The sequence below is a fragment of the Streptomyces sp. NBC_01116 genome, assembly GCF_041435495.1.
In the GTDB taxonomy this organism is placed as follows: Bacteria; Actinomycetota; Actinomycetes; order Streptomycetales; family Streptomycetaceae; genus Streptomyces.
This window is the reverse complement of sequence record NZ_CP108644.1, coordinates 4,636,544-4,661,873: the sequence shown is the minus strand read 5'-3', so window position 1 is coordinate 4,661,873 and position 25,330 is coordinate 4,636,544. Positions and strand designations below refer to the sequence as shown.

The 25,330-nt window shown below is 71.7% G+C and carries 21 protein-coding genes and 1 tRNA gene; 11 read left to right on the top strand and 11 right to left on the bottom strand.

Annotation, left to right across the window (positions count from 1 at the left end; translation table 11 throughout):
• Window positions 1–121: 121 nt before the first annotated feature.
• A complete protein-coding gene (locus tag OG245_RS20385) occupies window positions 122–586 on the bottom strand; it encodes a GatB/YqeY domain-containing protein (protein WP_371624926.1) in 465 nt (154 codons plus the stop codon).
• 98 nt (window positions 587–684) lie between these two features.
• Here OG245_RS20385 and OG245_RS20380 point away from each other — a divergent pair, with 98 nt between their 5' ends.
• The 4 genes from OG245_RS20380 (at window position 685) to OG245_RS20365 (ending at window position 4,291) form a co-directional block, all read left to right on the top strand.
• A complete protein-coding gene (locus OG245_RS20380; protein WP_371624925.1) occupies window positions 685–1,623 on the top strand; it encodes a metallophosphoesterase in 939 nt (312 codons plus the stop codon).
• 138 nt (window positions 1,624–1,761) lie between these two features.
• Entirely contained in the window at window positions 1,762–2,532 is a 771-nt protein-coding gene (locus OG245_RS20375; protein WP_371624924.1) for a Pr6Pr family membrane protein, read from the top strand.
• Between the two features lie 28 nt (window positions 2,533–2,560).
• Window positions 2,561–2,634 (top strand) — tRNA-Pro (locus OG245_RS20370).
• Window positions 2,635–2,863: 229 nt separating this feature from the next.
• Window positions 2,864–4,291: a DNA-binding protein gene (locus OG245_RS20365; RefSeq protein WP_371624923.1), complete on the top strand. Its 1,428-nt coding sequence runs from the start codon at window positions 2,864–2,866 to the stop codon at window positions 4,289–4,291.
• Window positions 4,292–4,363: 72 nt separating this feature from the next.
• Here OG245_RS20365 and OG245_RS20360 read toward each other — a convergent pair whose 3' ends face one another.
• Window positions 4,364–5,593, bottom strand: a complete 1,230-nt coding sequence (locus OG245_RS20360; protein ID WP_371624922.1) for a damage-control phosphatase ARMT1 family protein — start codon at window positions 5,591–5,593, stop codon at window positions 4,364–4,366.
• A 133-nt stretch (window positions 5,594–5,726) separates the two neighbouring features.
• On the opposite strand from OG245_RS20360, the gene OG245_RS20355 reads away from it, so the two are divergent.
• On the top strand, window positions 5,727–6,125 hold the full coding sequence (locus OG245_RS20355) for a molybdopterin-binding protein (protein ID WP_371624921.1): 399 nt from the start codon (window positions 5,727–5,729) through the stop codon (window positions 6,123–6,125).
• A gap of 73 nt (window positions 6,126–6,198) precedes the next feature.
• Here OG245_RS20355 and OG245_RS20350 read toward each other — a convergent pair whose 3' ends face one another.
• A complete protein-coding gene (locus OG245_RS20350) occupies window positions 6,199–7,725 on the bottom strand; it encodes a PucR family transcriptional regulator (protein ID WP_371624920.1) in 1,527 nt (508 codons plus the stop codon).
• A gap of 231 nt (window positions 7,726–7,956) precedes the next feature.
• Here OG245_RS20350 and OG245_RS20345 point away from each other — a divergent pair, with 231 nt between their 5' ends.
• The 4 genes from OG245_RS20345 to OG245_RS20330 all read left to right on the top strand — a co-directional run bounded on the left by OG245_RS20345 (window position 7,957) and on the right by OG245_RS20330 (window position 13,451).
• On the top strand, window positions 7,957–8,781 hold the full coding sequence (locus OG245_RS20345) for a xanthine dehydrogenase family protein subunit M (RefSeq protein WP_371624919.1): 825 nt from the start codon (window positions 7,957–7,959) through the stop codon (window positions 8,779–8,781).
• Window positions 8,778–11,570: a molybdopterin-dependent oxidoreductase gene (locus OG245_RS20340; RefSeq protein ID WP_371624918.1), complete on the top strand. Its 2,793-nt coding sequence runs from the start codon at window positions 8,778–8,780 to the stop codon at window positions 11,568–11,570. The genes OG245_RS20345 and OG245_RS20340 overlap by 4 nt, the downstream gene beginning before the upstream one ends.
• Window positions 11,571–11,792: 222 nt before the next feature.
• Window positions 11,793–12,287, top strand: coding sequence for a molybdopterin-dependent oxidoreductase (locus OG245_RS20335; RefSeq protein ID WP_371624917.1), 495 nt, complete (start codon window positions 11,793–11,795; stop codon window positions 12,285–12,287).
• A gap of 357 nt (window positions 12,288–12,644) precedes the next feature.
• A complete protein-coding gene (locus tag OG245_RS20330; protein WP_371624916.1) occupies window positions 12,645–13,451 on the top strand; it encodes an SGNH/GDSL hydrolase family protein in 807 nt (268 codons plus the stop codon).
• Window positions 13,452–13,539: 88 nt separating this feature from the next.
• Here OG245_RS20330 and OG245_RS20325 read toward each other — a convergent pair whose 3' ends face one another.
• A complete protein-coding gene (locus OG245_RS20325) occupies window positions 13,540–13,932 on the bottom strand; it encodes a nuclear transport factor 2 family protein (RefSeq protein WP_371627931.1) in 393 nt (130 codons plus the stop codon).
• A 200-nt stretch (window positions 13,933–14,132) separates the two neighbouring features.
• Complete coding sequence (locus OG245_RS20320; protein WP_371624915.1) at window positions 14,133–14,972, bottom strand: class I SAM-dependent methyltransferase; 840 nt, start codon at window positions 14,970–14,972, stop codon at window positions 14,133–14,135.
• A gap of 284 nt (window positions 14,973–15,256) precedes the next feature.
• Here OG245_RS20320 and OG245_RS20315 point away from each other — a divergent pair, with 284 nt between their 5' ends.
• On the top strand, window positions 15,257–17,098 hold the full coding sequence (locus tag OG245_RS20315; protein WP_371624914.1) for a prolyl oligopeptidase family serine peptidase: 1,842 nt from the start codon (window positions 15,257–15,259) through the stop codon (window positions 17,096–17,098).
• A gap of 51 nt (window positions 17,099–17,149) precedes the next feature.
• Window positions 17,150–18,052: an SURF1 family protein gene (locus tag OG245_RS20310; RefSeq protein WP_371624913.1), complete on the top strand. Its 903-nt coding sequence runs from the start codon at window positions 17,150–17,152 to the stop codon at window positions 18,050–18,052.
• 90 nt (window positions 18,053–18,142) lie between these two features.
• Here OG245_RS20310 and OG245_RS20305 read toward each other — a convergent pair whose 3' ends face one another.
• The 6 genes from OG245_RS20305 to OG245_RS20280 form a co-directional block, all read right to left on the bottom strand.
• Window positions 18,143–19,669, bottom strand: coding sequence for a hypothetical protein (locus OG245_RS20305; protein ID WP_371624912.1), 1,527 nt, complete (start codon window positions 19,667–19,669; stop codon window positions 18,143–18,145).
• Window positions 19,666–20,328 carry a SigE family RNA polymerase sigma factor gene (locus tag OG245_RS20300; RefSeq protein WP_075025223.1) on the bottom strand — a complete coding sequence of 221 codons (663 nt, stop codon included), beginning with the start codon at window positions 20,326–20,328 and terminating at the stop codon, window positions 19,666–19,668. The genes OG245_RS20305 and OG245_RS20300 overlap by 4 nt, the downstream gene beginning before the upstream one ends.
• Before the next feature lie 272 nt (window positions 20,329–20,600).
• Entirely contained in the window at window positions 20,601–21,674 is a 1,074-nt protein-coding gene (locus OG245_RS20295) for an aspartate-semialdehyde dehydrogenase (RefSeq protein ID WP_371624911.1), read from the bottom strand.
• The gene (locus OG245_RS20290; RefSeq protein WP_274031776.1) at window positions 21,671–22,942 is read right to left on the bottom strand and encodes an aspartate kinase; all 1,272 of its coding nucleotides are present in this window, start codon (window positions 22,940–22,942) and stop codon (window positions 21,671–21,673) included. Before OG245_RS20290 ends, OG245_RS20295 begins: the two co-directional genes overlap by 4 nt.
• A 448-nt stretch (window positions 22,943–23,390) precedes the next feature.
• Window positions 23,391–24,401, bottom strand: coding sequence for a hypothetical protein (locus OG245_RS20285; RefSeq protein ID WP_371624910.1), 1,011 nt, complete (start codon window positions 24,399–24,401; stop codon window positions 23,391–23,393).
• A gap of 318 nt (window positions 24,402–24,719) precedes the next feature.
• A complete protein-coding gene (locus OG245_RS20280; protein WP_371624909.1) occupies window positions 24,720–25,241 on the bottom strand; it encodes an SgcJ/EcaC family oxidoreductase in 522 nt (173 codons plus the stop codon).
• Window positions 25,242–25,330: the final 89 nt, after the last annotated feature.

Genomic DNA, 25,330 nt, shown 5'->3' with positions numbered 1-25,330 from the left:
AAGGGTGGGCGCCCCGGTCCTGGACCGGGGCGCCCACCCTTTTCCGCGCGTTCTCCGTCTTCCTTGCTCCGCGGCTGCTCTGCGGCTGCTCCGCGGCTGCTCCGCGGCTGCTCCGCGTGCCTCAGCCGGCGAGGAGCTTCTTCACCGCGGCGGCGACCCGGCCGCCCTCGGCGAGCCCGGCGACCTTCGGGTTGACGATCTTCATGACGGCGCCCATCGCACGCGGCCCCTCGGCGCCGGCGGCCTTCGCCTCCTCGACGGCGGACGCCACGATCGCGTTCAGCTCGTCGTCGGAGAGCTGCTTGGGCAGGTAGCCGTCGAGCAGCTCGCCCTCCGCCTTCTCCCGCTCGGCCTGCTCGGAGCGGCCGCCCTGGGCGAAGGCCTCGGCCGCCTCACGGCGCTTCTTCGCCTCCTTGGCGATCACCTTCTGCACCTCGTCGTCGGAGAGCTCGCGCGCCGACTTGCCGCTGACCTCTTCCTTGGTGATCGCGGTGAGGGTGAGCCGGAGCGTGGACGAGGTCAGCTCGTCACGCGCCTTCATGGCCGTGTGGAGGTCTTCCTTGAGCTTGGACTTGAGCGTGGTCATGCCGCGATTGTGACAGGTACGGGGCCGAAGCCGCCCTCCGGTTTTCCGGCCGCCCACCGGTTTTCCGCTCACGGTTCCGCTTCTGCGACGATGGGCGCATGCGCGCACGCTATGGAGTACCTCTGAAAGTCACGGCAGTCGGCGCGGCGCTCGGCGTCGCCGGGCTCGCCTACGCCGCCGGGTTCGAGGCCCGCTCCTTCCGCCTGCGGCGGGTCACCGTCCCCGTACTCCCGCACGGGGCACGCCCGTTGCGCGTGCTCCAGGTCTCCGACATCCACATGGTGAGCGGCCAGGGCAAGAAGCGCGCCTGGCTCCAGTCGCTCGCCGGACTGCGCCCCGACTTCGTCGTGAACACCGGTGACAACCTCTCCGACCCGGAGGCCGTGCCCGAGCTGCTCGACGCGCTCGGCCCGCTGATGGAGTTCCCGGGGGTGTACGTCTTCGGCTCCAACGACTACTACGGCCCCAAGCTCCGCAACCCGGCCCGCTACCTCCTGGAGAAGGCCCGGGGCAAGCACGGCCTCAACGGCAACGCCCCCGCGGTCGGCGTCGTCCACAACCCGTGGGAGCCGATGCGCGACGCCTTCGACGAGGCGGGCTGGCTGAACCTGTCGAACACCCGGGGCCGGCTCAAGCTCGACGGCATGGAGCTGGCGTTCACCGGTCTGGACGACCCGCACATCAAGCGGGACCGTTACGCCGAGGTCCAGGGCGGCCCGGAGACCGGTGCCGACCTCTCCATCGGCGTGGTCCACGCCCCGTACCTCCGCTCCCTGGACGCCTTCACGGCCGACGGCTACCCCTTGATCCTGGCGGGCCACACGCATGGCGGTCAGCTGTGCATCCCGTTCTACGGGGCGCTGGTCACCAACTGCGACCTGGACACCGACCGGGTCAAGGGCCTGTCCAGCCACACGGTCGGCGACAAGCGCGCCTACCTCCACGTCTCCGCCGGCTGCGGCACCAACCGCTACACCCCGGTCCGCTTCGCCTGCCCGCCCGAGGTCACCCTGCTGACACTGACGCCGAAGGCCTGAGCCGGGGCCCCAGCGGGGCGGGGGCAGGCGGGGCGGGGGCAGGCGGACCTGCGCACGCGGGGCGGGGGCAGGCGGCCCGCAGCTCGCCGGCCGCCTGGCGAATCGCGGGGGTCTTCCCACCCGCTTACGGTACGAATCATGACCGCGCCCCGGACCACCTTGCTCCCCGGCCCCCGGGCGGCAGAGGTGCTCCCGGACCCCGCCGGGCCCCGCCGCCCCTGGGCCGCGACCGTGCGCACGACCGCGTGCGGGGCGGCGGCCGCGGGCCCGGTCATCGCGCTGACCACCGGCTACGCGCCACCCACGCTCATCCACTTCACGGTCCTGGCGAACGTCCTGGTCGCGGGGGCTTTCGCGTGGTCGGCCGTACGTTCCTGGCGGGGCGGTCCACCGCTGTCGCCGCGGCTGTGGGGCGGGGTACTCCTGCTCGCCGCCGTGACCGGGCTGATGTACCACCTGGTGCTGGTGAACTTCGGCGGCTCCCCGGGGAGCACCCTCCGGACCGGCCCGGACACGGCGACCGGCTGGTCCACCACCGTGAGCCTCCTGCTCCACACGGTGACCCCCTTGGCCGTCGCCGCGGACTGGCTCCTGCTGACCGCACCCCGGCGCCTGCGCCTGGCCCACATCCCGCTCTGGCTGTCCGCCCCGGCGGCCTACCTGGGCATCGTCCTGGTCCGCGGCGCCCTGCTCTCCCCCGGCGCCCCGGCCCGCTACCCGTACCCGTTCCTCGACGTCGACGCGTACGGCTACGCCGGCGCCCTGACCCAGGCCCTCGCCCTCGGCCTCCTCTTCGCGGCGCTGGGCGCCCTGATCACCGCCGTGGACCACCTCCGGCCGAACGTGACGGGGTGGTTCCCGCACGGACGAAACCGGATTTCGCCTCCGGCCGCCGGTGGGCTAAAGTAATCGATGTCGCCGGGAGACCGGTGGGCATCGGGGTGTAGCGCAGCTTGGCAGCGCGCTTCGTTCGGGACGAAGAGGTCGTGGGTTCAAATCCCGCCACCCCGACAGCTGAAACACCAGGTCAGGGGCCTGATCCGCTTAGCGGGTCGGGCCCCTGAGTGGTTTCCGGGGGTCTTGGGAGCCGCTTCGGGAGCCGTTCTCAGGATCCGGCTCCCGCAAGGCGACGAGAGGGCGTGTCCGTGGTGTGGCGAAAGAGCCTTCGCGAGGCGAGCTCACCCACGTAGGCTCCGGAGGTCCGGCACGCCGTGGCCGGGCACGTACCCGGGGGGGCACCGTGGATCATCTCTTTACCGTCGCCGGCCAGACGGCCACACCGATATCGCGCACCGGGCTGGCCGCAGAGAGTCTTCTTGAGCGGCAGCACCTTCAGGAGTGGGTGATCGCCCATCCGCAGGTGCTCGGGGAGTCCGTGCTCGTGGTCACCGCGGAGTACGACCGGTGGGCCGATACGGACGGGGTGCCGGCGCGCGACCGGCTGGATGTTCTGGGGCTCGACGCGACCGGGCGCCTCGTCGTGGTCGAGCTGAAGCGCGGAACGGCCGACCGGGACGTGCACCTCCAGGCGATCACGTACGCCGCCCTGGTGTCCCGGTTCGACCTCGGGACCCTGGCCCAGGCACACCGCGACTTCCTGTCCCGCAGGAAGCAGGACCTCGACCTCGACGCGTGCAAGCGGCGCCTGCTCGATCACGTGGACGGGGAATGGAGCCCTGAGCTGCTCCAGCGCCCCCGCCAAGTGATCATCGCCGCCGACTTCCCCAAGCAGGTCACCCACTCCGTGGTCTGGCTGTCGGAGATGAGCCTCGACATCGACCTCGTCCAGGTGGGCCTGTGGAAGGTGGAGGGGCACCTCGTCGCCGGCTTCACCAAGGTCTACCCGACACCGGAGGTGGAGGAGTTCACGCTCGCCCCGGCCCGGGTCGAAGGCGAGGCGGCGGTCAAGAAGCTGCAGGAACGCTCACGCTCGCGCAACGCCGTGCACGTCCTCGTCGGCGCGGGCCTGCTGCCGGAGGGAACGAGGCTGCGGCTGACGCCGCGCCACGGTGCACCGGAATCCATCCGCAACGCCATCCACGCGTGGGTGGAGGAGGACATCGGCCGAGCGACCGCCACCTGGACCAACAGCACCGCCAAGCCGCTGGTCTGGGACGCCGATGGCGCGTCCTATTCACCGACCGGGCTCGCCAACCACATCTTCACGAGCGTGACGCGTCGCACCGCCGACGGCATACAGGGAACAACGTGGTGGGAGGTCGACACCGCCCATGTCCCCGATGGTGTCGACGCCGAAGAGTGGTCCGCCCTGGCGGGGGTCGACCTCTCGGGTCTGGCCAGGCAGCTCAAGGGCACCCGCAAGGACTGGACCGGGCTGCACACCCTGCTGAGCACCGTGCCCGCCGGGCGGTGGACCACCTACGGAGACGTGGCCGCGGTGATCGGCAGTCATGCCGTCCCGGTCGGTACCCATCTGGCCACCTGCGGCCAATGCCCCCATCCCTGGCGCGTCCTCAATACGGCGGGGCGCGTCAGCAAAGGCTTCCAGTGGCCCGATCGGACGCGCACGGAAACACCCGCGGACGTCCTGATCGACGAAGGGGTCCGGTTCGACGGGGACGCCGCCGATCCGGAGAAGCGCCTGCCTCTGGACGATCTCCGGCGGCTGTTCGACGACCGGGACGATCTCCGGTCCGCGGTGCTGTGACGCCCTCGTCGTCGAGCTGCTCGGCCGGCGACGTCCGGGAGGACGAGCAACCGGTGGTGCCGCCCGCCCGCCCTACCGACGCACCTGGATCAGCGCGTGAGTGCCGCTGGTACGCCAGGCGTCACCCGATCGCTCCAGTGCGCCAAGCGTTTCCTCCTCCAGGCCGACGATGACGTCCGACTTCAGGGTCCGGAGCGCCGCGACGGGCCCCGGGAAGTACGTGGTGAGATCGGCGAAGGACGCTGTGGCCTCCCACAACTGGTCACCTACGAGGCGGCGGTAGTTGAGGTCGCCCTTCAGGAGGGTGAGCGCGGCGCTCGCGAACTCGTCGCGCAGGTCCTCGGGCATCTCCCCGTACGGCTGCGGAGCGCAGAAGAACGGGTGGGTGCGGGCCTCCAGGCTGCCTGCCGTCATGGCCTTCCACAGCCGGCCGCCGATCCGGCCGGCCTCGCCCGTCGCCTCGACGAGGCGACGGAGGCAGTCGACGACGTCCGCCGTCGTCGCGTCGGAGACGTAGTAGGGGTAGGGCTTGACGTGAAGCACGACCCGGTCGGCGTGCCGCTGTTCGAGGAGGTGGTCGATGAGGATCAGGTCGGGGATCAGCTCCCGGCCCGCGTTGTCCGCCACCACGGCGACCGTGGAGCCGGCTCCGACCGGCAGGAGCTGCCACAGCAGGACGCTGTCGTCGGCGACCAAGGCGGGGGTGGCGGCATCTTTGGCCTCCGGCTCCCCCGCCGCGACGCGGAAGCCGAGGTCCGCGCGGTTGCCCCAGAGCGAGGCGTGGAGCAGGGCCGTGGCCCGCTCCTCGGCCGTCACGTTCGCGAGCGCGTCCAGGGCTCGCAGCTCCTCCTCCACCGCGTCGCCCCGCAGCTCGGCCTTCTTGAACGGCGCGAACGGATCGACTCCCTGCCACGGTCCGGGGCCGAAGTACCCGACCGCGCCGAGGAGCCTGCGGTAGAAGTAGCTCTCCGCCCACAGGAACGGAGCGTCGTACCAGGAACGGCCGAAGTGCTCCTGCCCCAGGACCGCCCAGCGTTCGTGGTCGTGTTCCGCGGGGGCGAGCGGTTCGACGACACCGTTGGTGATCTCGTCCAGCAGGGCGTCGAGCGCCTCGTGCCGGCTCCGGCCGTACGGGAAGGCGTCCCGTACCTGCTGGACGAGTGCGGGGTGGCGATGGGCCAGCACACCCCGGGCGAACGAACCGGGCTCGTTGCCGAGGATCACCGGAGCCTTCGACGCCGCGGCCGACGTGGAGGTGCCGGCCGCCTCTTCGCCCGAGGCGCGGGAGGTCTTCTCCGTCATGGTGTCCAAGCCCTTCGTTTCGCGATCGTGTGTCCGTGACCCCCGGGCCGACGACGTCGGCCGCATCATGCTCTCCCGGTCGTCGTCCGGGAGCCGCCTTTCGCGGTCCGGTGTCTGACCTAGAGTTCGCCCTGTGCCGTCGTACAGCATTGGGCAGGCAGCGAAGCTGCTGGGCGTGAGTTCGGAGACCGTCCGGAGGTGGGCCGACTCCGGGCGGCTGGCCATGGACCGGGAAGGGCCGGGCAACCGTGCGATCGACGGGGTGGGGCTGGCCGCGTTCGCGAAGGAGCGGGCGCAGGGGGCGCAGCCGGTGCCGGAGAGCCCCGTGGCCACTTCCGTGCGGAACGCGTTCCGCGGGATCGTGACCGGGGTGACGCTCGACGACATCGCCGCGCAGGTCGAGGTCCAGTCGGGACCGCACCGGATCGTCTCGCTGGTGACGCGGGAGTCGGTGGAGGAGCTCGGCATCGAGGTCGGTGTCACCGTCATCGCCCGGGTGAAGTCGACCAACGTGCACATCGACACCCCGTGAAGCGGCGCCGGCCGTGCCGCCGGCCGTGCCTTCGGCCGCCGGGCGGCGGGACCGGTCCTGGGTGGCGGGCGGCTCAGCGGCACAGCAGCGCGGCGCGCAGGTCGAGCTTGTGGTCGAGCCGGGAGAGGTCCCGTCCGGTGAGCACCTGAACGCGGTCGATGCGGTAGTGGACCGTGTTCACGTGCAAGTGGAGCGCCTCCGCCGTGCGGGCCCAGGAGCAGTTGTGGGCGAGGAAGACCTCCAGGGTCTCCAGCAGCGTGTGGTGCGAGGCCGTGTCGCTGTCGGCGAGGGGGCCGAGTGTCCTGGCGCTGAAGATCGTGCGTACGTCGGCGGGGATGCCGGCCAGGAGTGACTCCAGGGTGGCGAGTTCCTCGACCGCGGTCACGCGACCGGCCGCCGGGGACGTGTGGCGTGCCGCCGCGAGGGCGTAGCGGGCTTGGGCGAGGGCCGCGTGGAGTCCGGCGGGTTCCGTGGTGAGGGCGCTGACGCCGGCGTACAGCGGAGTGCCGGGGCGGCAGTCGTGCAGCAGGGGCCAGGGCTCGTCCAGGGAGAAGGGGGCTTCGCCGGCGGTTCGTACGACGGCTACGGCTTCCGCCTCCGTGTCCGGGGCCGTGCCCGCGGCGAAGTACGTGGCGGGGTCGTGCTGGAGGGCCTCCGTGAGCGCCGCCTCCGCGCCGCCGTCCGAGTGGCGCCCGCCGGTGGTCGTGACCACGACCCGCCAGGGGCCCTCGGCGAGCGGGCCGCAGGACGCCAGGGCGTTCGCGAGGGCCGAGGCGTCGGTGTCGCCCTGGCCGAGGAGCGCGATCAGGTCCGGGTCGGTCCGGCGGCGGGCCGCGCGCCCGAGGTCGTGGCCGCGGTGGCGGTACTGGGCGATGATCTCCGCTATCTCGTGCAGCGCCCGGGGAGGCGCCGCGCCGGCCTGTGGCACGTGGAGGTACCAGACGTCGTACGGCGTCGTCCCGGCCTGGACGCGCAGCGTCGCACCGGTGGGGCTGCGCAGGCCCGCCACCGCCCGCGCCGCCGGCAGCCCGGGGGCCGACGCGGTGCGGGCGATCGTGCGCCCGGTGCTCGTGAGCACGTAGGCCGGGGGCGTGTCGAACGGGGCCAGCGCCCGCCCGAGCAGTTCGTCCGCGTCGGCGCCGTGGTCGACGAGACGGCCGAGGTCGCCGCGTACGTGCTCGGGCAGGGCGAAGTGGTCGGCGGGGCGGCGGCTGAGGTCGCCCCACCGGTGCCGGTACACGACTTCGGTGATGACCCGGAAGTTGGTGCGCGCGGGTACGGCCAGGAGCGCGATGCCGTGTTCGCGGCAGGAGTCGACGATGTCGGCCGGGACGGTGCCGTGGGTCTCCTCGCCGGCGAGGAGTGCCGTGGCTCCGGCCCGGGACAGTGCGGAGACGAAGCGCTCGGTCCTGGTCCGGCCGTCCGCCTCGTTCCACCACACCAGGCCGCTGAGCACGATCTCTCCGGGCTGGAGGAACCGGGCGGGGTCCTCCAGGTCGGTTGCGGTCACTCCGCCGATCGCCCGGCCGAGCAGGTTCTCGCCACCCCAGAGGAGGGTCAGGTCGAGCCCCTCGGTCCGGAGGAGGTCTCCGACGCGCATTGCTGACTCCTCGCACAGTCATCGGAGACGGGCTCCGGCTTCTCACATTCCTCAGGTGAAGGCGGGCTTCGACATCGTAAATGCAAGGGAGGAGAAACAGAACGCCTCTTGGTTGATCCACCAGGACGAGGCGCCTCCCGCTGGAGGTTTTCCGTGTGGCGCACCAGTCGTTTTCGGCCTCGGGCGCGGCTTCACTGAGGCGGTCAGGCAACGGGCGACGGCGGTGGAGACATGGATCTGAACACGGTTCTCGACGTACGCGACGCACGCCGTCACGAGCCCTGGCGTCCCGGCGACGCCTGGCTCGGCGGCGGAACGTATCTCTTCTCCGAACCCCAGCCGCAGGTGCGGCGGCTGGTCGACCTCAGCCGGATGGGCTGGGCGCCGGTCCGGAGGCTGCCCGACGGATCGGTGGAGATCGCGGCCACGTGCACGATCGCCCAGCTGTCCCGGTTCGGGCGGACGCTCGACGCCGTCGCGGCACCGCTGGTCGAGCAGTGCTGCCGGGCCTTCCTCGCCTCCTTCAAGATCTGGAACATGGCGACCGTCGGGGGGAACCTCTGCAACGCCCTGCCCGCGGGGCCGATGATCTCCCTCACCGCGGCACTCGACGGCGTGTGTCTGCTGCGGGCGCAGGACGGCACCCTGCGGCGGGTGAAGGCGGCGGACTTCGTCACCGGAGCCGGCCGCAAGGACCTCGCCGAGGGCGAGCTGCTGCGGTCGGTGACGCTCCCCGCCCGTTCGCTGGGGGGCCGCACCGCGTTCCGGCAGGCGTCGCTCTACGGCCTCGGGCGCTCCGGCGCCCTCGTCATCGGGTCGCTGGATCCGCTGGACGGTTCGCTGGCCGTGACCATCACGGCCGCGACCGTCCGGCCCTTCCGCCTCTGGTTCGCCCTGCCGCCCGACCGGGCCGGGCTGCGCCGCGCGATCGGCTCGGCGGTGACGGAGCGCGACTGGTTCGACGACATCCACGGACTGCCCGAGTGGCGGCGGCACATGGCCTGCCACCTCGCCGAACAGGTCCGCCGCGAACTCACCCGGGACGGTGTGCGATGAGCTTCCACATCCAGGTCAACGACCAGCCCTTCGACTCCGAGCCGCGCGCCGGGCAGTGCCTGCGCACGTATCTGCGCGAGCGCGGCTGGTTCGGCGTGAAGAAGGGCTGCGACGCCGGTGACTGCGGGGCCTGCACGGTCCATGTGGACGGCGAGCCGGTGCACAGCTGTATCTACCCGGCCGTACGGGCCGAGGGCCGCTCGGTCACCACCGTGGAGGGCCTGGCCGGCGATGACGGCGAACTCCACCCCGTACAGCGGAAGTTCCTCGACGCCCAGGGCTTCCAGTGCGGGTTCTGCACCGCCGGGTTCCTGATGACCACGGCCGCCCTGGAGGAGGAGAGGGGCCGTGCGCACGACGACGGGAAGCTGGACGACCTCCCGCGGGCGTTCAAGGGCAACCTCTGCCGGTGCACCGGCTATCGCGCCATCGAGGACGCCGTCCGCGGCGTGAAGCACACCGAACGCCCCTGCGCGGGGAAGGCGGTGGGCAAGAGCCCCGGCGCTCCGGCGGGGCCCCAGGTCGTCACGGGCACCGCCCGCTACACCTTCGACGTCGAGGTTCCCGGGCTGCTCCACATGAAGCTCCTCCGCTCCCCGCATCCGCACGCCCGCGTCCTCGCCGTGGACACCTCCGCCGCGCTGCGGGTCCCCGGCGTGCACGCCGTCCTCACCCACGAGGACGCCCCCGCCACGCTGTACTCCAGCGCCCGGCACGAGCACCCCACCGAGGACCCCGACGACACCCGTGTGCTGGACGACACCGTCCGGTACGTCGGCCAGCGGGTCGCCGCCGTCGTCGCGACGAGCGAGCGGGCGGCCGAGGAGGGCTGTCGGAGGATCGAGGTGACGTACGAGCTCCTCCCGCACGTCACCGACCCCGAGGAGGCGATGCGCCCCGGCGCGCCCGTCCTGCACGCCGGCAAGGGCCCGGAGGCACGCATCGCGCGCGTCGAGAACAACGTGGCGGGCGAGGCGCACGGGGAGACCGGCTCCGTGGACGACGGATTCGCCGAGGCCGCCGTCATCCACGAGGAGACCTACCGCACCCAACGCGTCCAGCACGCCAGCCTCGAAACACACGGCTGCGTGGCCTACTTCGAGCCGAAGGAGGACGGCAGCGGCGAGCGGCTGACGGTCCGCTCCTCGACCCAGACACCGTTCCTGACGCGCCGCGCGCTGTGTGCGCTGTACGGCCTGCCGGAGGACGAGGTCCGGGTGGTCGCGGGCCGGGTGGGCGGCGGTTTCGGCGGCAAGCAGGAGATGCTGACGGAGGACATCGTCGCCCTCGCCGCCCTCAGGCTGCGCCGGCCGGTCAAACTCGAATACACCCGCGCCGAGCAGTTCCACGGGGCCACCACCCGCCACCCGTTCACCATCCGCGTCAAGGTCGGCGCCCGCGCCGACGGCACCCTGACCGCGATCCGGATGCGCGTGGTCTCCAACACCGGCGCCTACGGCAATCACGGACCGGCCGTCATGTTCCACAGCGTCGGCGAGTCCTTCGCCGTCTACCGGGCCCCGCACAAGAAGGTCGACGCCTACTCCGTCTACACCAACTGCGTTCCCGCGGGCGCCTTCCGGGGCTACGGACTGGGCCAGGTCACCTTCGCCGTCGAGTCCGCGATGGACGAGGTGGCCCGCCGTCTCGGCATGGACCCGCTCGCCTTCCGCGAGAAGAACATCATCGGCCCCGGGGACCCCATGGTCACCCCGATCGGCGAGGAGGAGGACCTGCACATCGCCTCCTACGGACTCGCCCAGTGCCTGGGCATCGTCCGCAGGGCCATCGCGGAGGACCGGAGCACCGACGACGTGCCCGAGGGCTGGCTCACCGGCCAGGGCACGGCCCTGGCGATGATCGCCACGGGACCGCCGGGCGGCCACTACGCCGACGCGACCGTCAGCCTCCTGGCCGACGGGACGTACGACATCGCCGTCGGCACGGCGGAGTTCGGCAACGGCACCACCACCGTCCACAAACAGATCACCGCGGGCGCGCTCGGCACCACCGTCGACCGGATCGCGATCCGCCAGTCCGACACCGACGTCGTACGCCACGACACCGGCGCCTTCGGTTCCGCCGGCACGGTCGTGGCCGGCAAGGCGGTCCTGCTCGCGGCGGAGTCCCTGGCCGGGCGCCTGAAGACCTTCGCTGCCCGGTACACGGGGGTGGCCCGCCACCTGTGCGCGCTCGGCGAGGAGGCGCTCGACTGCGCGGGCCGGACCGTCACGCTGAAGGAGCTCCACGAGGCGGCCCGCGCCTCGGGAGCACAGGACGAGATCACGGCGGAGGGGCACTGGGGCGGCAGCCCGCGCTCGGTCGCCTTCAACGCCCAGTGGTTCCGCGTCGCCGTCGACCCGGACACCGGCGAGATGAGGATCCTGCGCAGCGTTCACGCCGCCGACGCCGGCAAGGTGATGAACCCCTTGCAGTGCCGCGGCCAGGTGGAGGGCGGAGTCGCCCAGGCGCTCGGCGCCACCCTCTTCGAGAACGTACGGACGGACGACCGGGGTGCGGTGACCACGGCGGCCTTCCGGCGCTACCGGCTCCCGCAGTACGCCGATGTGCCGCGCACCGAGGTGCACTTCATGGAGACGACCGACGCGATCGGCCCGCTCGGCGCCAAGTCGATGAGCGAGAGTCCCTTCAATCCCGTCGCCCCCGCCTTCGCCAACGCGCTGCGCGATGCCACGGGGGTCCGTTTCACGGAGATGCCGGTGACCCGTGACCGGGTCTGGCTCGCGATGGACCGGCGGGCGGCGCGGCGGGCCGGACCCTCGGCGTAGCGGAGCAACTGGACCGGAGCCGTGGCCGGAGACGGAACCGGGCGGGACCAGGAACGGGCTGCGGAACTCTCGGATGATGCTCCCGAAAATGCCAGGCAGATGTTCGTAGTGCCCTCCTGAATACCCGTCGAATGCCGCCTCATGGATGGCAGATGAGGTTCCCCGAACCCTCGGTCGGGTATCACCTTCCGTGGCACCGACCGCCGGCCCGAAGGGGAACTGATGAGTCGTCCGAGCGCCGCGTCCCGCACCGACCCGACCTTCTCGACCGGTGCCCCGTCCTTCACCGTCTGCGGGGATGTGGCGGAGCCGTTCACGCTCACCGTCGCCGAACTCCGCGAGGGCTGGCGGCAGCACCGGGCGGAGGTGACCTTCGACTGCGCCACGAGCGGGCCGCAGCACCACCGGTTCGAAGGTGCTCTGCTGTACGACGTCATCCGTGCCGCGGAGCCCGGCTTCGACCCGGGTCGGCGCAAGGACCGGGCCCGTTTCCTGCTCGCCGTCAGCGGCGGCGACGGCCACCACACCGTGCTGTCGTGGGCCGAGATCGACCAGGACTTCGCCGGCAGCCCGATCCTGCTGGCGACCCGGCTCGACGACCTCGACCTCGACACGGCGGGCAGCCAGCTCGTGGTTCCCTCGGACCGCTGCGGGGCGCGGTACGTCAGTGCGATCACCAGCGTCTGGACCGGCGCCTGCGGTGACCTGACGGCATGACACGCCCCGGCGGCCCTGCGGGGCCCCGCACCGGCCGCCTCACCCGTACGGATGAAATCGCCGGTGCGGCGACACCCGGACAGGACCCTTCCGTACAGCGTGTCGCCGCCCGTCCGGGCTCCTCGGGGGGCCCGAAGTTCTGCTGAACTTACTGGTTCTGCAACCGAGTTGATGGTTTATCTACGCGCGGAGCACGGCCCACCGAACGATCATTCGGGCATATCAGACGACTTCTCGCACGGGCATTACCGACGGGTACCGCGAGCTGCTAGAAACTGCATCGCTCCCCCCAACCCCCCACCCCCACAGCTCGTCCCCCATCTGCTCATCCCCCCCCACTTCGAAGGGCTGGCAGCCATGTCAGTACGCAGAATTCGAGCATCCGTCGTCACTCTCGCACTCGCCGCCGTGGCCGCTCTCGGCGTCGCGGGACCGGCTTCCGCGACCGGCTCGGCCGCCGCGGGCGGCTATGTCGCGCTCGGCGACTCCTACTCCTCCGGCGTCGGCGCCGGAAGCTACCTCTCCGACAGCGGCGACTGCCGGCGCAGCACCAACGCCTACCCGTATCTGTGGCAGGCGGCCAACTCCCCCGCCTCGTTCGACTTCGTCGCCTGTTCGGGAGCGACCACCTCGTCCGTGGCGAGCAGCCAGCTCGGCGTGCTCAGCGCGTCCACCTCGCTGGTCAGCGTCACCGCCGGAGGCAATGACGTCGGGTTCGCCGACGTCATGCAGGACTGCGTGCTGTCGAGCGAGGCCACCTGCATCAACAGCGTCAACAACGCTGTCGCGCAGATGAACAACTCCCTGCCCGGCAGCCTCGATTCGCTGTACGACGGCATCCGGGCCCGCGCCCCGCAGGCCCAGGTCGTCGTTCTCGGCTACCCGCGCTTCTACCAGCTGTCCGGCAGCTGCGTCGCCGGGCTGTCCGAAGCCGAACGGTCCGCGATCAACAACGCGTCGGACGTGCTGAACGACGTCCTCGCCAAGCGGTCCGCCGACGCCGGGTTCACCTTCTCCAGCGTGGTGGACGAATTCACCGGGCACGAGCTGTGCTCCGGCGACGCCTGGCTCCACAGCGTCACGGTCCCGGTCTACAACTCGTACCACCCCAAGGCCGCGGGCCAGTCGGGCGGCTATCTGCCCGCCTTCCGCTCGGCGGTGTAGCGCGGCGGTGCAGCTCCGCGGTGCAGCTCCGCGGTTCGGCTTCTCGTACGGAACGGCGGTTCACCGGGCGACCGGTGGGCCGCCGTTCTCAGTAGCGCTCGACCAGGTGCTCGCGGTCCGCCGGAGGCTCGTACGACTCGGGCCAGAAGTCCGTCACCCCGGTGATCAGGCCCTCCTCGTCGAACGTGAAGAAGTGGATGGCGTCCATCTCCTGCGGCTGCTCCCCCGGCCGGTCTCCCGTCACGGTGAAGCCGGTCCTGGCGGCGGCCTGCCGGCCCTCCGCGTCGGCGACGATCCGCTCGACCCGGACGTGCCAGTCGCCCGGGTACTCCTGGTTGAACCGGAGATACCGCTCCTTGCCGAGGATCCGCTCCCGCGTCTGCGGCAGGTCGTACACCACGCCCTCGGCGAGCGTCGCCCCGAACGCGCTCCAGTCACGCGCCTCGGCCGCCGACCAGTACGCCTCGACCGCCCCGCGCAGCGCGGCCGTCGTCGTCCGGGGCGTGCTGCTGGAAGCCGTCCGGGGCGTGGTGCCGGGAGCAGTACCGCGCGTGGTGCCGGAAGCCGTGCCGGGCGTGGCTCCGCCCGGCGTCCCGCCTGTTGTGTCGGTCATGAAACGAGTCTGTACCCCGGCACTGACAATCGGCCTCGGATGCCCCGAGCGACGGTCCCGGCCCGCGGTCATGCCTGATGCTCCGCCGGGCGCGACGCCTTGATCGAGTACATCAGCGGGATCCTCGGCCGGCCGGCCGGGAAGCGGTACTGGCCGTCCGCGTGGCGCTCCAGCACATCGAACCGCTGGACGAGCGAGAAATCGTGCTCGTGGAGGAACTCGATCCGCAGGCCCGCCGCGACGAGCGCCGTCACCACCCGGCCCACCGGGTGCTGCCACTCGACGCTGCGGTTGTGCACGGTCGGCGCGTCGAGGTCGGCGTACGTGCCCGGCGTCTCGTCCACCCAGGCGTCGGCGCTGAAGTAGTCGTCGGTGACGACCGAACCGGTCTCGTCCATCGAGTCGGTCAGCGGGTGGAACTCCGCGAGGTAGAGGAATCCGCCCGGCGCGACCAGCGAGGCGGCGGTCTCGGCCCAGCGGTCGAGGTCGGGCAGCCAGCCCAGCGCGCCGATGCCCGTGTAGACGATGTCGTACGCGGAGTCGGGGACGGCGGCGGGTGCGTCGTACACGTCGGCCGCGACGAACGACGCCCGGTCCGGGTCCAGCCCCAGCGACCTGGCCAGGCCCCGGGCGGTCTCGACCGCGGGCTCGGAGAAGTCGAGGCCCACGACCTGCGCGGCGCCGCGCCGCGACCAGGAAAGGGTGTCCAGGCCGAAATGGCACTGGAGGTGCAGCAGGGTCTTCCCGCTGACGTCTCCGACCTCCGCAACCTCGAAGGCGCGCAGCACGTCCTTGCCCGCCAGGAACGCGTCCAGCTCGTAAAAGTCGCTCGCCACGTGGATCGGCACGCGTTCGTCCCAGCGCGCGCGGTTGGTGTCGTGCCAGTCGTCCGGAATCGGGGAGTACATGCCGGGAAAGCTATCCACGGGCCGGGAGGGTTGCGAGCGGTTATCGCGCGTGGCCGTTCGGCGCGCGCTCTCCCGTCCCCCGAGGACTCCGGGGTCCAGGAACTCGGAGGTGCTTGAAACTCCCGACTCCTCACGGGAAGGGCTGCTTCGCTTCTCTTCACCTGCCGCGCGGTCCGGTCTCGCGGTCCGAAAGGGAATTCTGGCGGACGAAAGCGACTTCACTCCGGTTTCACCTCCTCGGAATCCCGCTTTGGGCCGGCCCCCGGATCGGGTTGTATGGAGGCATGACGACTGATGCAGCAGCTGTGCCCGACTGGGAGATGCGGTTCCGTGCTCCTCGCGTCTCCCTGCCCGACTGGGCCGAGGACGCCCCCGACCGCGCGCTGTTCGTCTCCAACGCCACCGGGACCTACGAGCTGTACGCGTGGGACCGGGCGAGCGGGCGGCAGCGCCAGGTCACGGACCGGCCGAACGGCACGACGGACGGCGTGCTGACGCCGGACGGCGAGGCCGTCTGGTGGTTCAGCGACACCGACGGCGACGAGTTCGGCGTGTGGATGCGCCAGCCGTTCGACGGCGGGGAGGACGAGCCCGCCGCCCCGGGCCTCGCTCCCTCCTACCCGGCGGGCCTGGCCATCGGGCGGGACGGTTCGGCGGTGATCGGCCGCTCGACCGACGAGGACGGCACGACGGTCCACCTGGTGCGGACGCCGGGCGCCGAGCCCGTCGAGATCTACCGGCACCGGGAGTCCGCGGGGGTCGGGGACCTCTCCCACGACGGCACCCTGATCGCGCTGGAACACACCGAGCACGGCGACGCGATGCACTCCGCGCTGCGCGTGGTGCGCCCCGACGGCTCCACGGTGGCCGAGCTGGACGACACCGAGGGCGGCACGAAGGAGCTGGGGCTCGCCGTACTGGGATTCGCCCCGGTGGCCGGTGACACCCGGCTCCTCGTGGGGCATCAGCGCCGGGGCCGCTGGGAGCCGATGATCTGGGACCCGGTCGCGGGCACGGAGACCGCGCTGCCGGTCGACCTGCCGGGCGATGTGGGGGCCGAGTGGTATCCGGACGGCTCCGCGCTGCTCATCGAGCACGGCTTCGAGGCCCGCAGCGAGCTGTGGCGGTACGAGCCCGGGGCCCCGGCTCCCGTGCGCGTGGAGACCCCCGCGGGCACCGTGTCGGGCGCCACGGCCCGCCCGGACGGCACCGTGGAGTACCTGTGGTCCTCGGCCGAGCGGCCGCCCGTGGTCCGGTCGACGAGCGGCGCGGTGGTCCTGGACCCGCCGGGCGCCAAGGCCCCGGCGTCCGTGCCCGTCGAGGACGCCTGGGTGGACGGGCCCGGCGGCCGGATCCACGCCCTCGTGCAGAAGCCCGCCGCCGGTGAGGGCCCCTTCCCCACGATCTTCGAGATCCACGGCGGGCCGACCTGGCACGACAGCGACGCCTTCGCCTCCGGCCCCGCCGCCTGGGTCGACCACGGCTTCGCGGTCGTCCGGGTCAACTACCGGGGCTCCACCGGCTACGGCCGCGCCTGGACGGACGCGCTGAAGCACCGGGTCGGCCTGATCGAGCTGGAGGACATCGCGGCCGTACGGGAGTGGGCGGTGACATCGGGGCTCGCGGATCCGGAGCGCCTGGTCCTGGCGGGCGGCTCCTGGGGCGGCTATCTGACCCTGCTCGGGCTCGGCACCCAGCCGGACTCCTGGACGCTGGGCCTGGCGGCGGTGCCGGTCGCGGACTACGTCACGGCGTACCACGACGAGATGGAGGCCCTGAAGGCGATGGACCGCACGCTGCTGGGCGGCACGCCGGAGGAGGTCCCCGAGCGCTTCGAGGCCTCGTCCCCGCTGACGTACGTCGACGCCGTGCGCGCTCCCCTCTACATCTCGGCGGGCGTCAACGATCCGCGCTGTCCCATCCGTCAGGTGGAGAACTACGTGGACCGGCTGGCGGCGCGCGGCGCGGTCCACGAGGTCTACCGGTACGACGCCGGGCACGGCTCGCTGGTGGTGGAGGAGCGGATCAAGCAGGTGCGGCTGGAGTTGGAGTTCGCCCTCAAGCACCTGGGCGGAGGCGCGGTCGTCACCTCCGCTGCCCCCGAGGCGGGCGTAAGGGCCGAATAAATCACGGACCCCGCTCCGGGTGTCCGGGGCGGGGAACCGTACCTTTGAGGGGTGTACCGGTTCCTGCTGACCCCGCGATGGTGGGGGATCAACCTCTTCGTCGTGCTGGCCATCCCGTTCTGCGTGTTCATGGGCACCTGGCAGCTCGGCCGCTTCGAGGACCGCGTGCAGTCGCACGAACAGGCGGAGAAGCAGCCCGATCCCAGCACCCGGGCCGCGAAACCCCTGGACGAGCTGCTGCCCGTCGACAAGGTGACGTCCGGGCGCCCGGCCGTCGCCACCGGTACGTACGCCGACCAGTTCCTGGTGCCCGGCCGCAAGCTGGACGACCGTCAGGGCTTCTACGTCCTGAACATGCTGCGCACGGACAGCGGCAAGGCCCTGCCGGTGGTACGGGGTTGGCTGCCCGGGTCCGCGACCGGCGCCAGGGTGCCCGCCGCACCGGAGGGCGAGGTCACGGTGACCGGCGACCTCCAGGCCTCGGAGAACTCCCGCAGCGACGGCGTCAACGCCCGGGGCGGGCTCCCCACGGGTCAGGTCGGCATGATCAGCGCCGCGACCCTGGTGAACATCGTGCCGTACGACGTGTACGACGCCTGGGTGACGCTTCCCGAGGCCGAGGCGGGAGGTACGGGCGGTGCGATGAAGCCGGTGCCCGCTGCGGCCCCCGAGGGCAGCGGCCTCGATCTGAAGGCCTTCCAGAACCTGGGCTACACGGGCGAGTGGTTCGTCTTCGCCGGCTTCGTGCTCTTCATGTGGTTCCGGCTGGTGCGCCGCGAGGCCGAGGCCATGCGCGACATCGCGCTCGGCATCGTCCCGGAGGACCCTGCCGCGGCCCCGGAGGGCTCGGCGGCCCCGGAGGCTCAGGCGACTCAGGAGGCGCAGGATGACCCGGCAGCCGCTGAGGCCCCAGGGGCTGCCGAGGCGGCGCGGAAGGCCCCGGCGGCCCCGTAGCGGCGCCTGTGGGGCCCTTTGCCCGTAGGGGTTCCTGTACGGCCCGTGGCTGGAGGGTCCGTGCCACCCGGAGGGCCCGTCGTCGCCGGGCTACGACGTGGGGAGCACGCCCGTGCGGTAGATCGTGCCCGAGCAGGCGTTGGGGATCTTCGTCTCCGCGGTGGGCGCTCCCGACTCCGGGGTGTGCGTCACGGCGATACTGCCCTCCGCGGTGCCCCCGCCGTCATCGTTCAGCGCCTGCGTGTCGACTCCGGAGGGCTGATCGGCGCCCCCTTCGCCGACCGATCCTCCGGCCCCGTCCGCGGACGGGGTCGGGCTCGGTGAGGGGCCCACGGTCGGACAGGTGTCGGCCGGCACCCAGGCGAACCGCACCTCGTACGCCATGGCCGGCTTCAACAGCACCGTGCCCGGCTCCTGCGAGGGGTCGGGCAGTCCGGGGGCCGCGTCGCCCGCGGCGTGCTGGACCACGCCGATCTTCAGCGGGTCGGCCGCGCCCATCGCGGTGAAGCCCACCGTGCCGTTGCTGCTGACCGTGCAGTCCGTGCCGGACACGTTGGCGATCTTGAAGCTGCCGTAGACCGTGCCGTCGGCTCCCGGTGCGCCGGTACCCGCGGACGCGACGCCGAGCTGGCTCGGGTCGCAGACCGGCAGGGAGGCGAACTCCGCGCTCGGGGAGTCGGTCGCCGCGCCCGTCACCGTGCTGTCGGGGTCACTGCCCTCGCCCTCGGTGGGACTGGGATCCGGATCGGCCTCGCCCGCGCTGCCCTCGCTCTCCCGCTCGGTGGGCTCCACCGTGCGCAGGCCGGGCGCGTCGGGGCCGGTCTCGTCCCCGTTGCCGCCCTGGGCCTGCTCGCCGTGCCCGGCGATGGCGGGGCGGGCGTTGGACGGGCCGTCCGAGGTCGCGACGTGGACGAAGGCGGGGACGGCGGTGCCGATCAGCAGGGCCGCCGCAGCCGCCCCGACGACGGCCTGCCGTCGCCTGGCCCGGCGGGCGGGGACGGCGCGGTGGAGGTGGTCGAGGGTCCCGTCGGAGGGGGCCAGCTCGCGCACAGCGCCGTGCAGCATGCGGCGCAGGGCCACCTCGTCCAGCTCGTCGGCGGCGGGGGCGCCCCTGCCACGGGCGAAGAGGTCGGTCAGCGTGCCGGCGAGATCGTCGTCGTCCGGCGCCCCGGAGGTCTTGCCAGGAGCCTTGTCGGGAGCCTTGCCCGGAGCGGAGGCGGAGGTGGAGAGGGTGCCGGAGGCTTCACCGGGTGCGGCGGCCGTCTCCGTATCCGTCTCGTCGGCCGTCTCCGCAACCGCCGCGGACTCCGTCTCCGCATCCGAGTCGGCCGCGGTCTCCGTATCCGTATCCGAGTCGGCCGCGGTCTCGGTGCCCCCCGCGTCCGCCACGGCTTCCGCCGTCCCCGGGTCCCGCTCGTCGGGGTCCTCGGCGGCCTCGTTCTCCACCCTTGCGGGTGACGTCGGCTCCGGGGTCTCGCCCGGCTCGGGCCCCGTGCTCCCGCCGTGCGGGTGGTCCGGATCGGTGTGCGGAGTCTTCTCCGGCCCGTGGTTCACAATTCCGTTTCCCGTCGGGTCATTCTCGTGCCTGTGCTCGTCGCGCTGCTCGGGCCCGCTCATGCCTGGGCCTCCATCACGACGCGCAGCGCCGCGATACCCCGGGAACCGTACGCCTTCACCGAACCGAGCGAGACGCCCAGCGTCTCGGCGACCTGGGCCTCCGTCATGTCCGCGAAGTAGCGCAGCACCAGCACCTCGCGCTGGCGTCGCTGGAGCCCCTTCATCGCCTTGATCAGCGCGTCCCGCTCCAGCTGGTCGTAGGCGCCCTCCTCCGCGCTCGCCATGTCCGGCATCGGCTTGGAGAGCAGCTTCAGCCCGAGGATGCGGCGGCGCAGCGCGGAGCGCGAGAGGTTGACCACCGTCTGCCGGAGATACGCGAGGGTCTTCTCCGGTTCGCGGACCCGGTTCCGCGCGGAGTGCACGCGGATGAACGCCTCCTGCACCACGTCCTCGCAGGACGCGGTGTCGTCCAGCAGCAGGGCCGCGAGGCCGAGCAGGGAGCGGTAGTGGGCCCGATAGGTCTCGGTGAGATGGTCGACCGTGGTTCCCGCAGCCACCGTCTCTTCAGCATCCCCGCGCTGCGAGGGCAGTTGTGCCGGGCGCGCGGCGGGCATGGGCGCGATCACCGGCATGCCACCGGGCGCACGGGGCCGCCGGAGCGGACGCACCGACGCGCCTCGCAACGGGCCCACCACTGTGATGTCGAGAACCTCTGCCACGCCTGTTGGACACGCTGCCCCCCGTCAGGGTTGTACGCGTACGGCGCCACGTTCGACGCTGTGCGACATGCCCTCATACGTACCTGCTCTTCCCCAAATGCCCCGTCATCGCGTCTGGCCACGCGAGAAGTGACCGCATAGACGCAGCCCGGCCGAGGTGCGGTTGCAGAGGGCCGGGAGATCATCGTCGGATACGACAACGTCCCAGCTCAAGAGGTTCAGACCAGCAAATCACTCATAGGGCGTTCACAGATCCTACAAAACAGGTTCGATCATGCCCGAGGGAATTCGGCGGCTACCGATTCGGCGATCTGCGCCACGTTCAAAGCCGCACCTTTTCGGAGATTGTCACCGCAAAGGAACATTTCCAGGGCATGCGGATCGTCCATCGAACGCCGGACGCGGCCCACCCAGGTGGGGTCGGTGCCCACCACATCGGACGGAGTGGGGAAATCTCCGGACGCCGGGCTGTCGAAAAGCACCACGCCGGGGGCGGTCGCCAGGATCTCGTGCGCCTTGTCGACGGCGACCTCGTTCTCGAAGCGGGCGTGGACGGACATCGAGTGCGTGGCGATGACCGGGACGTACACACAGGTCGCGGTGGTCTTCAGATCCGGCAGGCCCAGCACCTTGCGGCACTCCTCGCGGATGGCGATCTCCTCGGAGGACCAGCCGTCCCCGGCGTCCGTGCCGGCCCAGGGCACGACGTTCAGGGCGACGGGAGCGGCGAACGGGCTCCCCGCCGCCTCCGCGCTGTCGCCCAGGGCCCGGCGCACGTCCCCGGGCCGGGTGCCCAGCTCCGTACCGGCCACCAGCGCCAGCTGCTCGCGCAGGGCGGCGACGCCGTCCCGGCCGGCGCCGCTGACCGCCTGGTAGGAGGAGACGATCAGCTCGCGCAGCCCGAACTCGGCGTGCAGCGCGCCGATCGCGACGATCAGCGACAGCGTGGTGCAGTTCGGGGACGCGACGATGCCGCGCGGCCGGAGCCGGGCGGCATGGGGGTTGATCTCCGGGACGACCAGCGGCACGTCGTCGTCGAGCCGGAAGGCCGCCGAGTCGTCGATGACCACGACGCCCTTGGCGGCGGCGATCGGGGCCCAGCGGGCGGACACCTCGTCCGGCACCAGGAAGAGCGCCACGTCGATGCCGTCGAACACGTCCTCGGCGAGCGCGAGGACCTCGCTCTCCTCACCGCGCACGACCAGCTTGCGGCCGGCCGAGCGCGGTGAGGCGACGAGTCTGACCTCGCCCCAGATGTCCGCGTGCTGCGAGAGGATCCGGAGCATGGAACCGCCGATCACCCCGGTCGCGCCGACGACCGCGAGTGAAGGGCGGTGTCCGGTCATCGGCCGGTGCCTCCGTAGACGACGGCCTCGTCGGAGTCGCTGTCGAGACCGAAGGCCGTGTGCACGGCGCGCACGGCCTCGTTGACGTCGTCGGCGCGGGTGACCACCGAGATGCGGATCTCGGATGTCGAGATCAGCTCGATGTTCACGCCCGCGTCGGACAGCGCCTCGAAGAATCCGGCCGTGACGCCCGGGTTGGTCTTCATACCCGCGCCGACCAGGGAGATCTTCGCGATCTGGTCGTCGTAGCGGAGCGACTCGAAACCGATGGTGCTCCGGGTCCGCTCCAGGGCGTCGATGGCCTTGCGGCCCTCTGCCTTGGGCAGGGTGAAGGAGATGTCCGTCAGGCCGGTCGTCGCGGCGGAGACGTTCTGCACCACCATGTCGATGTTGACCTCGGCGTTCGCGATGGCGCGGAAGATCGCGGCCGCCTCGCCGGGCTTGTCCGGGACGCCGACGACGGTGACCTTGGCCTCCGAGACGTCATGGGCGACTCCGGAGATGATCGCGTGCTCCACCTGCTGGTCCCCTTGCGGCTCGTTGCTGACCCAGGTGCCGCGCAGTCCGGAGAAGGACGAGCGGACGTGGATCGGGATGTTGTAACGGCGTGCGTACTCGACGCAGCGGTGCAGCAGCACCTTGGAGCCGGACGCGGCCAGCTCCAGCATGTCCTCGAAGGAGATCCAGTCGATCTTCTTCGCCTTCTTCACGACCCGGGGGTCCGCGGTGAAGACGCCGTCGACGTCGGTGTAGATCTCACAGACCTCGGCGTCCAGCGCGGCGGCCAGCGCGACGGCGGTCGTGTCCGACCCGCCGCGGCCGAGGGTCGTGATGTTCTTGCCCTCCTGGCTCACGCCCTGGAACCCGGCGACGATGGCGATGTTGCCCTCGTCGATCGAGGTCCGGATGCGGCCCGGCGTGACGTCGATGATGCGCGCTTTGTTGTGGACCGAGTCGGTGATGACACCGGCCTGGCTGCCCGTGAACGACTGGGCCTCGTGGCCCAGGTTCTTGATCGCCATCGCCAGCAGGGCCATGGAGATCCGCTCACCGGCGGTCAGCAGCATGTCGAATTCACGGCCGGTAGGCATCGGAGACACCTGCTCGGCGAGGTCTATCAACTCGTCCGTCGTGTCGCCCATCGCGGACACCACGACAACCACCTGGTTGCCGTTCTTCTTGGCGTCGACGACTCGCTTGGCGACCCGCTTGATGCCCTCGGCATCGGCTACGGAGGAGCCTCCGTACTTCTGCACGACAAGGCCCACGTGCGCTCCTCGCTCAGTCATTACTGCGGTCGGCTCAGTTTAACGAGCAGTCCGGAATAGACCCGTCCATACCGGATGATGAGATGTCCCGCTCACCACCCGGTACGGCATGTCGTTCCGAACTGCTCGTACGGGGCTGTTGCCCACCCACCCCGGGAGCACTCCCGTTTGTGTTCCAGCCCACACGATCGGGCACATCCCGCCCCACCTGATCGAACACGTCCCGGACCGGAGTACGGGCACGTCCCAGCCCACACGATCGGGCGAGGTCCGGCGAGCCGGGAGGGTCAGTCGGCGTACTCCTTGAGCTTCTCGGTGTCGAGCGCGAAGCCGACCGGCGCGAGCTCCTCGAACTCCACGACACTCATCCGGGGCTGGGCGGTGGTCCTGGGGGTCATGGCGTCGCCTCCTCGCCTCCATGGTTCCCCGACCGGGATCTCCCGCACGCTCATCGGCGCAGCCTCGGGGCCGGGAGGACCGGGCGGACGGTGGCCGAGCGGAGTTCGGCCATGCGGGCGGCGACGTCGACCTCGGCGCGCGGCCGGGCCAGGAAGGTGTCCGGGACGTCGCCGGTCAGGCCCATCGCCTCGTCGCGGGCGATCTCGGCGCGGCAGTCGGAGCACACGCCGTGGTCCAGCGTGGTCGTCGTCTCGTCCTCGTCGCAGAACAGGCACATCATCACCATGTCCACGATCTGCTCGCCCGGGTGGTCCTGCTCCGGCCGGGGTGCGGGGCTCGGCGGCATCTTGGTCTCCAGTCGCTTGCGAAGGAAGTGCCCGGCGGAGTGCACGGGCGTCGGCAGGCCCGACGTCAGGACCCGGGTGAGCTGTTCGCGGCCGACGCCGCGCGCCAGCCACTCCCCGACCAGGTGTTCCAGCTCCACGCAGTCGCCCTCGGCGAGCTGGAGCCGGGGTTCGCGGCGGCCGAGCCCGGCGAGGACGTCGTACGCCTCCGAGCGCGGGGCCCGGACGCCCGGCTCGGGCTCCCCGGCCGTTTCCGGGGCAGCGGGGGCCGGGGCCCGGCCGGCGGCGGCGGGGGCCGGGGGCTGGCCGGGCGCGTCCATGCCCCGGACGAACCGCACCTGGGCGGCCCACCAGTCGGCGTCGCGGGCGGTCCGGGAGAAGTACGTACGCGTCACCCAGCGCATCTGGCCGTCGGACAGGGTGACCTGGACCCTGATGCGCCGCAGGTGTCCGGCCCGGGTCAGCAGATCCAGCGCGCTGCGGCACGCCTGCTGCCCGTAGTCCGGCAGCTCCTCGGCGAGCGTCTTGTAGCCGATCGCCGCGCCTTCGGGGAGCCGGTCGACGTACGCGGCGATGGCCGCCTCACGCGGCTCCAGACCGGCGAAGTCGTCGGCGCGGGGCGGGGCCTGGTCGGGGGCATGACGCTTTCCGTACCCGGCTTTCGCCATGGGGTGGGCGGGAGTGCGCGGGGCAGCACTAAGGTTGGCGGCAGCCATGAGGGATCGACTCACTTTCGATCTCTTACGGTCAGACCCCGGTCGGTGTTGCGAGCACCACCGGGGTTGTCCGTTTTACGGATAGTGGGTTGCTCATCGCGAACCTAGAGCGTGCGTACGCTCCGGCGCAACCTGGTCACCAAACGTCACCTCCGATCGAATTCGCGCAGCCCGCAGCGCAGTTCGGAACCTGGCCGGGGAGGGAGGGTGGGTGGGTTGAACCCAACCGCCCATTCCTACAGAGAGAGCTCGAAGCCCGGGGCTCGCGGCTCGGGGCTTGAGCCTCGGGCGGACCTGCGGGTTCGCGGCCGGTCCGATTCAGCCCGCCGTCAGCGTCTCCACGTCGAGGACCTGGGTGTTCTGCGCGGCCGCGACGCGCCAGACCCCGTCGTCCTTGGCGAGTACGTACGTCGGGGTGCCGGGGACCGCCTCCGGGTGGGCTGCCATCAGCCCGGAGGGGTCCTCCTGGCCGTGGAAGATCTCGTCCAGGAACCGGCCCCCGTCCCGGGCGACCGGGCGCTGACGGACCTTGACGGCGGCGATGTCGGGGCGGATGAAGAGGATCAGGTCGACCGTGTACGTGGCGGTCACCGGGGAGTTGGCCTGCGGGGGCAGCACCTTGCGGGTGAAGGCGCCGATCTCCGGCAGGCCGGTCAGCCGCTTGCCGTGGGCCGTGGTCCAGATGGCGTCCTCGCGGAAGCCGTCGAGGAAGGCGTCGGGCAGCGCGTTCTGCTGGGCGTGCTGCACGCCGGCGACGAACGCGACGATGGCGTCCACGTCCTCCTGCGGGGCGGGTACGCCGATGACGGTGGGCGAGGTGGCGGGGGTCGTGGCGCTCATGAGGAATCTCCTTGTGGGGCGGGGCCGTCGCGTCGGCCGTTCACCCGGAGCCTCCGCCCTCAAGCGCGGTTGAGGTCAAGGAGTGGTGA

Bases quoted from the DNA above. Each gene is read 5' to 3' on its own strand.
- OG245_RS20330 (WP_371624916.1), top strand. From the start codon at position 12,645: ATGTCAGTACGCAGAATTCGAGCATCCGTCGTCACTCTCGCACTCGCC.
- OG245_RS20350 (WP_371624920.1), bottom strand. From the start codon at position 7,725: ATGCGCGTCGGAGACCTCCTCCGGACCGAGGGGCTCGACCTGACCCTC.
- OG245_RS20360 (WP_371624922.1), bottom strand. From the start codon at position 5,593: ATGACGGAGAAGACCTCCCGCGCCTCGGGCGAAGAGGCGGCCGGCACC.
- OG245_RS20340 (WP_371624918.1), top strand. From the start codon at position 8,778: ATGAGCTTCCACATCCAGGTCAACGACCAGCCCTTCGACTCCGAGCCG.
- OG245_RS20315 (WP_371624914.1), top strand. From the start codon at position 15,257: ATGACGACTGATGCAGCAGCTGTGCCCGACTGGGAGATGCGGTTCCGT.
- OG245_RS20295 (WP_371624911.1), bottom strand. From the start codon at position 21,674: ATGACCGGACACCGCCCTTCACTCGCGGTCGTCGGCGCGACCGGGGTG.
- OG245_RS20305 (WP_371624912.1), bottom strand. From the start codon at position 19,669: ATGAGCGGGCCCGAGCAGCGCGACGAGCACAGGCACGAGAATGACCCG.
- OG245_RS20280 (WP_371624909.1), bottom strand. From the start codon at position 25,241: ATGAGCGCCACGACCCCCGCCACCTCGCCCACCGTCATCGGCGTACCC.
- OG245_RS20380 (WP_371624925.1), top strand. From the start codon at position 685: ATGCGCGCACGCTATGGAGTACCTCTGAAAGTCACGGCAGTCGGCGCG.
- OG245_RS20385 (WP_371624926.1), bottom strand. From the start codon at position 586: ATGACCACGCTCAAGTCCAAGCTCAAGGAAGACCTCCACACGGCCATG.
- OG245_RS20285 (WP_371624910.1), bottom strand. From the start codon at position 24,401: ATGGCTGCCGCCAACCTTAGTGCTGCCCCGCGCACTCCCGCCCACCCC.
- OG245_RS20345 (WP_371624919.1), top strand. From the start codon at position 7,957: ATGGATCTGAACACGGTTCTCGACGTACGCGACGCACGCCGTCACGAG.
- OG245_RS20320 (WP_371624915.1), bottom strand. From the start codon at position 14,972: ATGTACTCCCCGATTCCGGACGACTGGCACGACACCAACCGCGCGCGC.
- OG245_RS20335 (WP_371624917.1), top strand. From the start codon at position 11,793: ATGAGTCGTCCGAGCGCCGCGTCCCGCACCGACCCGACCTTCTCGACC.
- OG245_RS20375 (WP_371624924.1), top strand. From the start codon at position 1,762: ATGACCGCGCCCCGGACCACCTTGCTCCCCGGCCCCCGGGCGGCAGAG.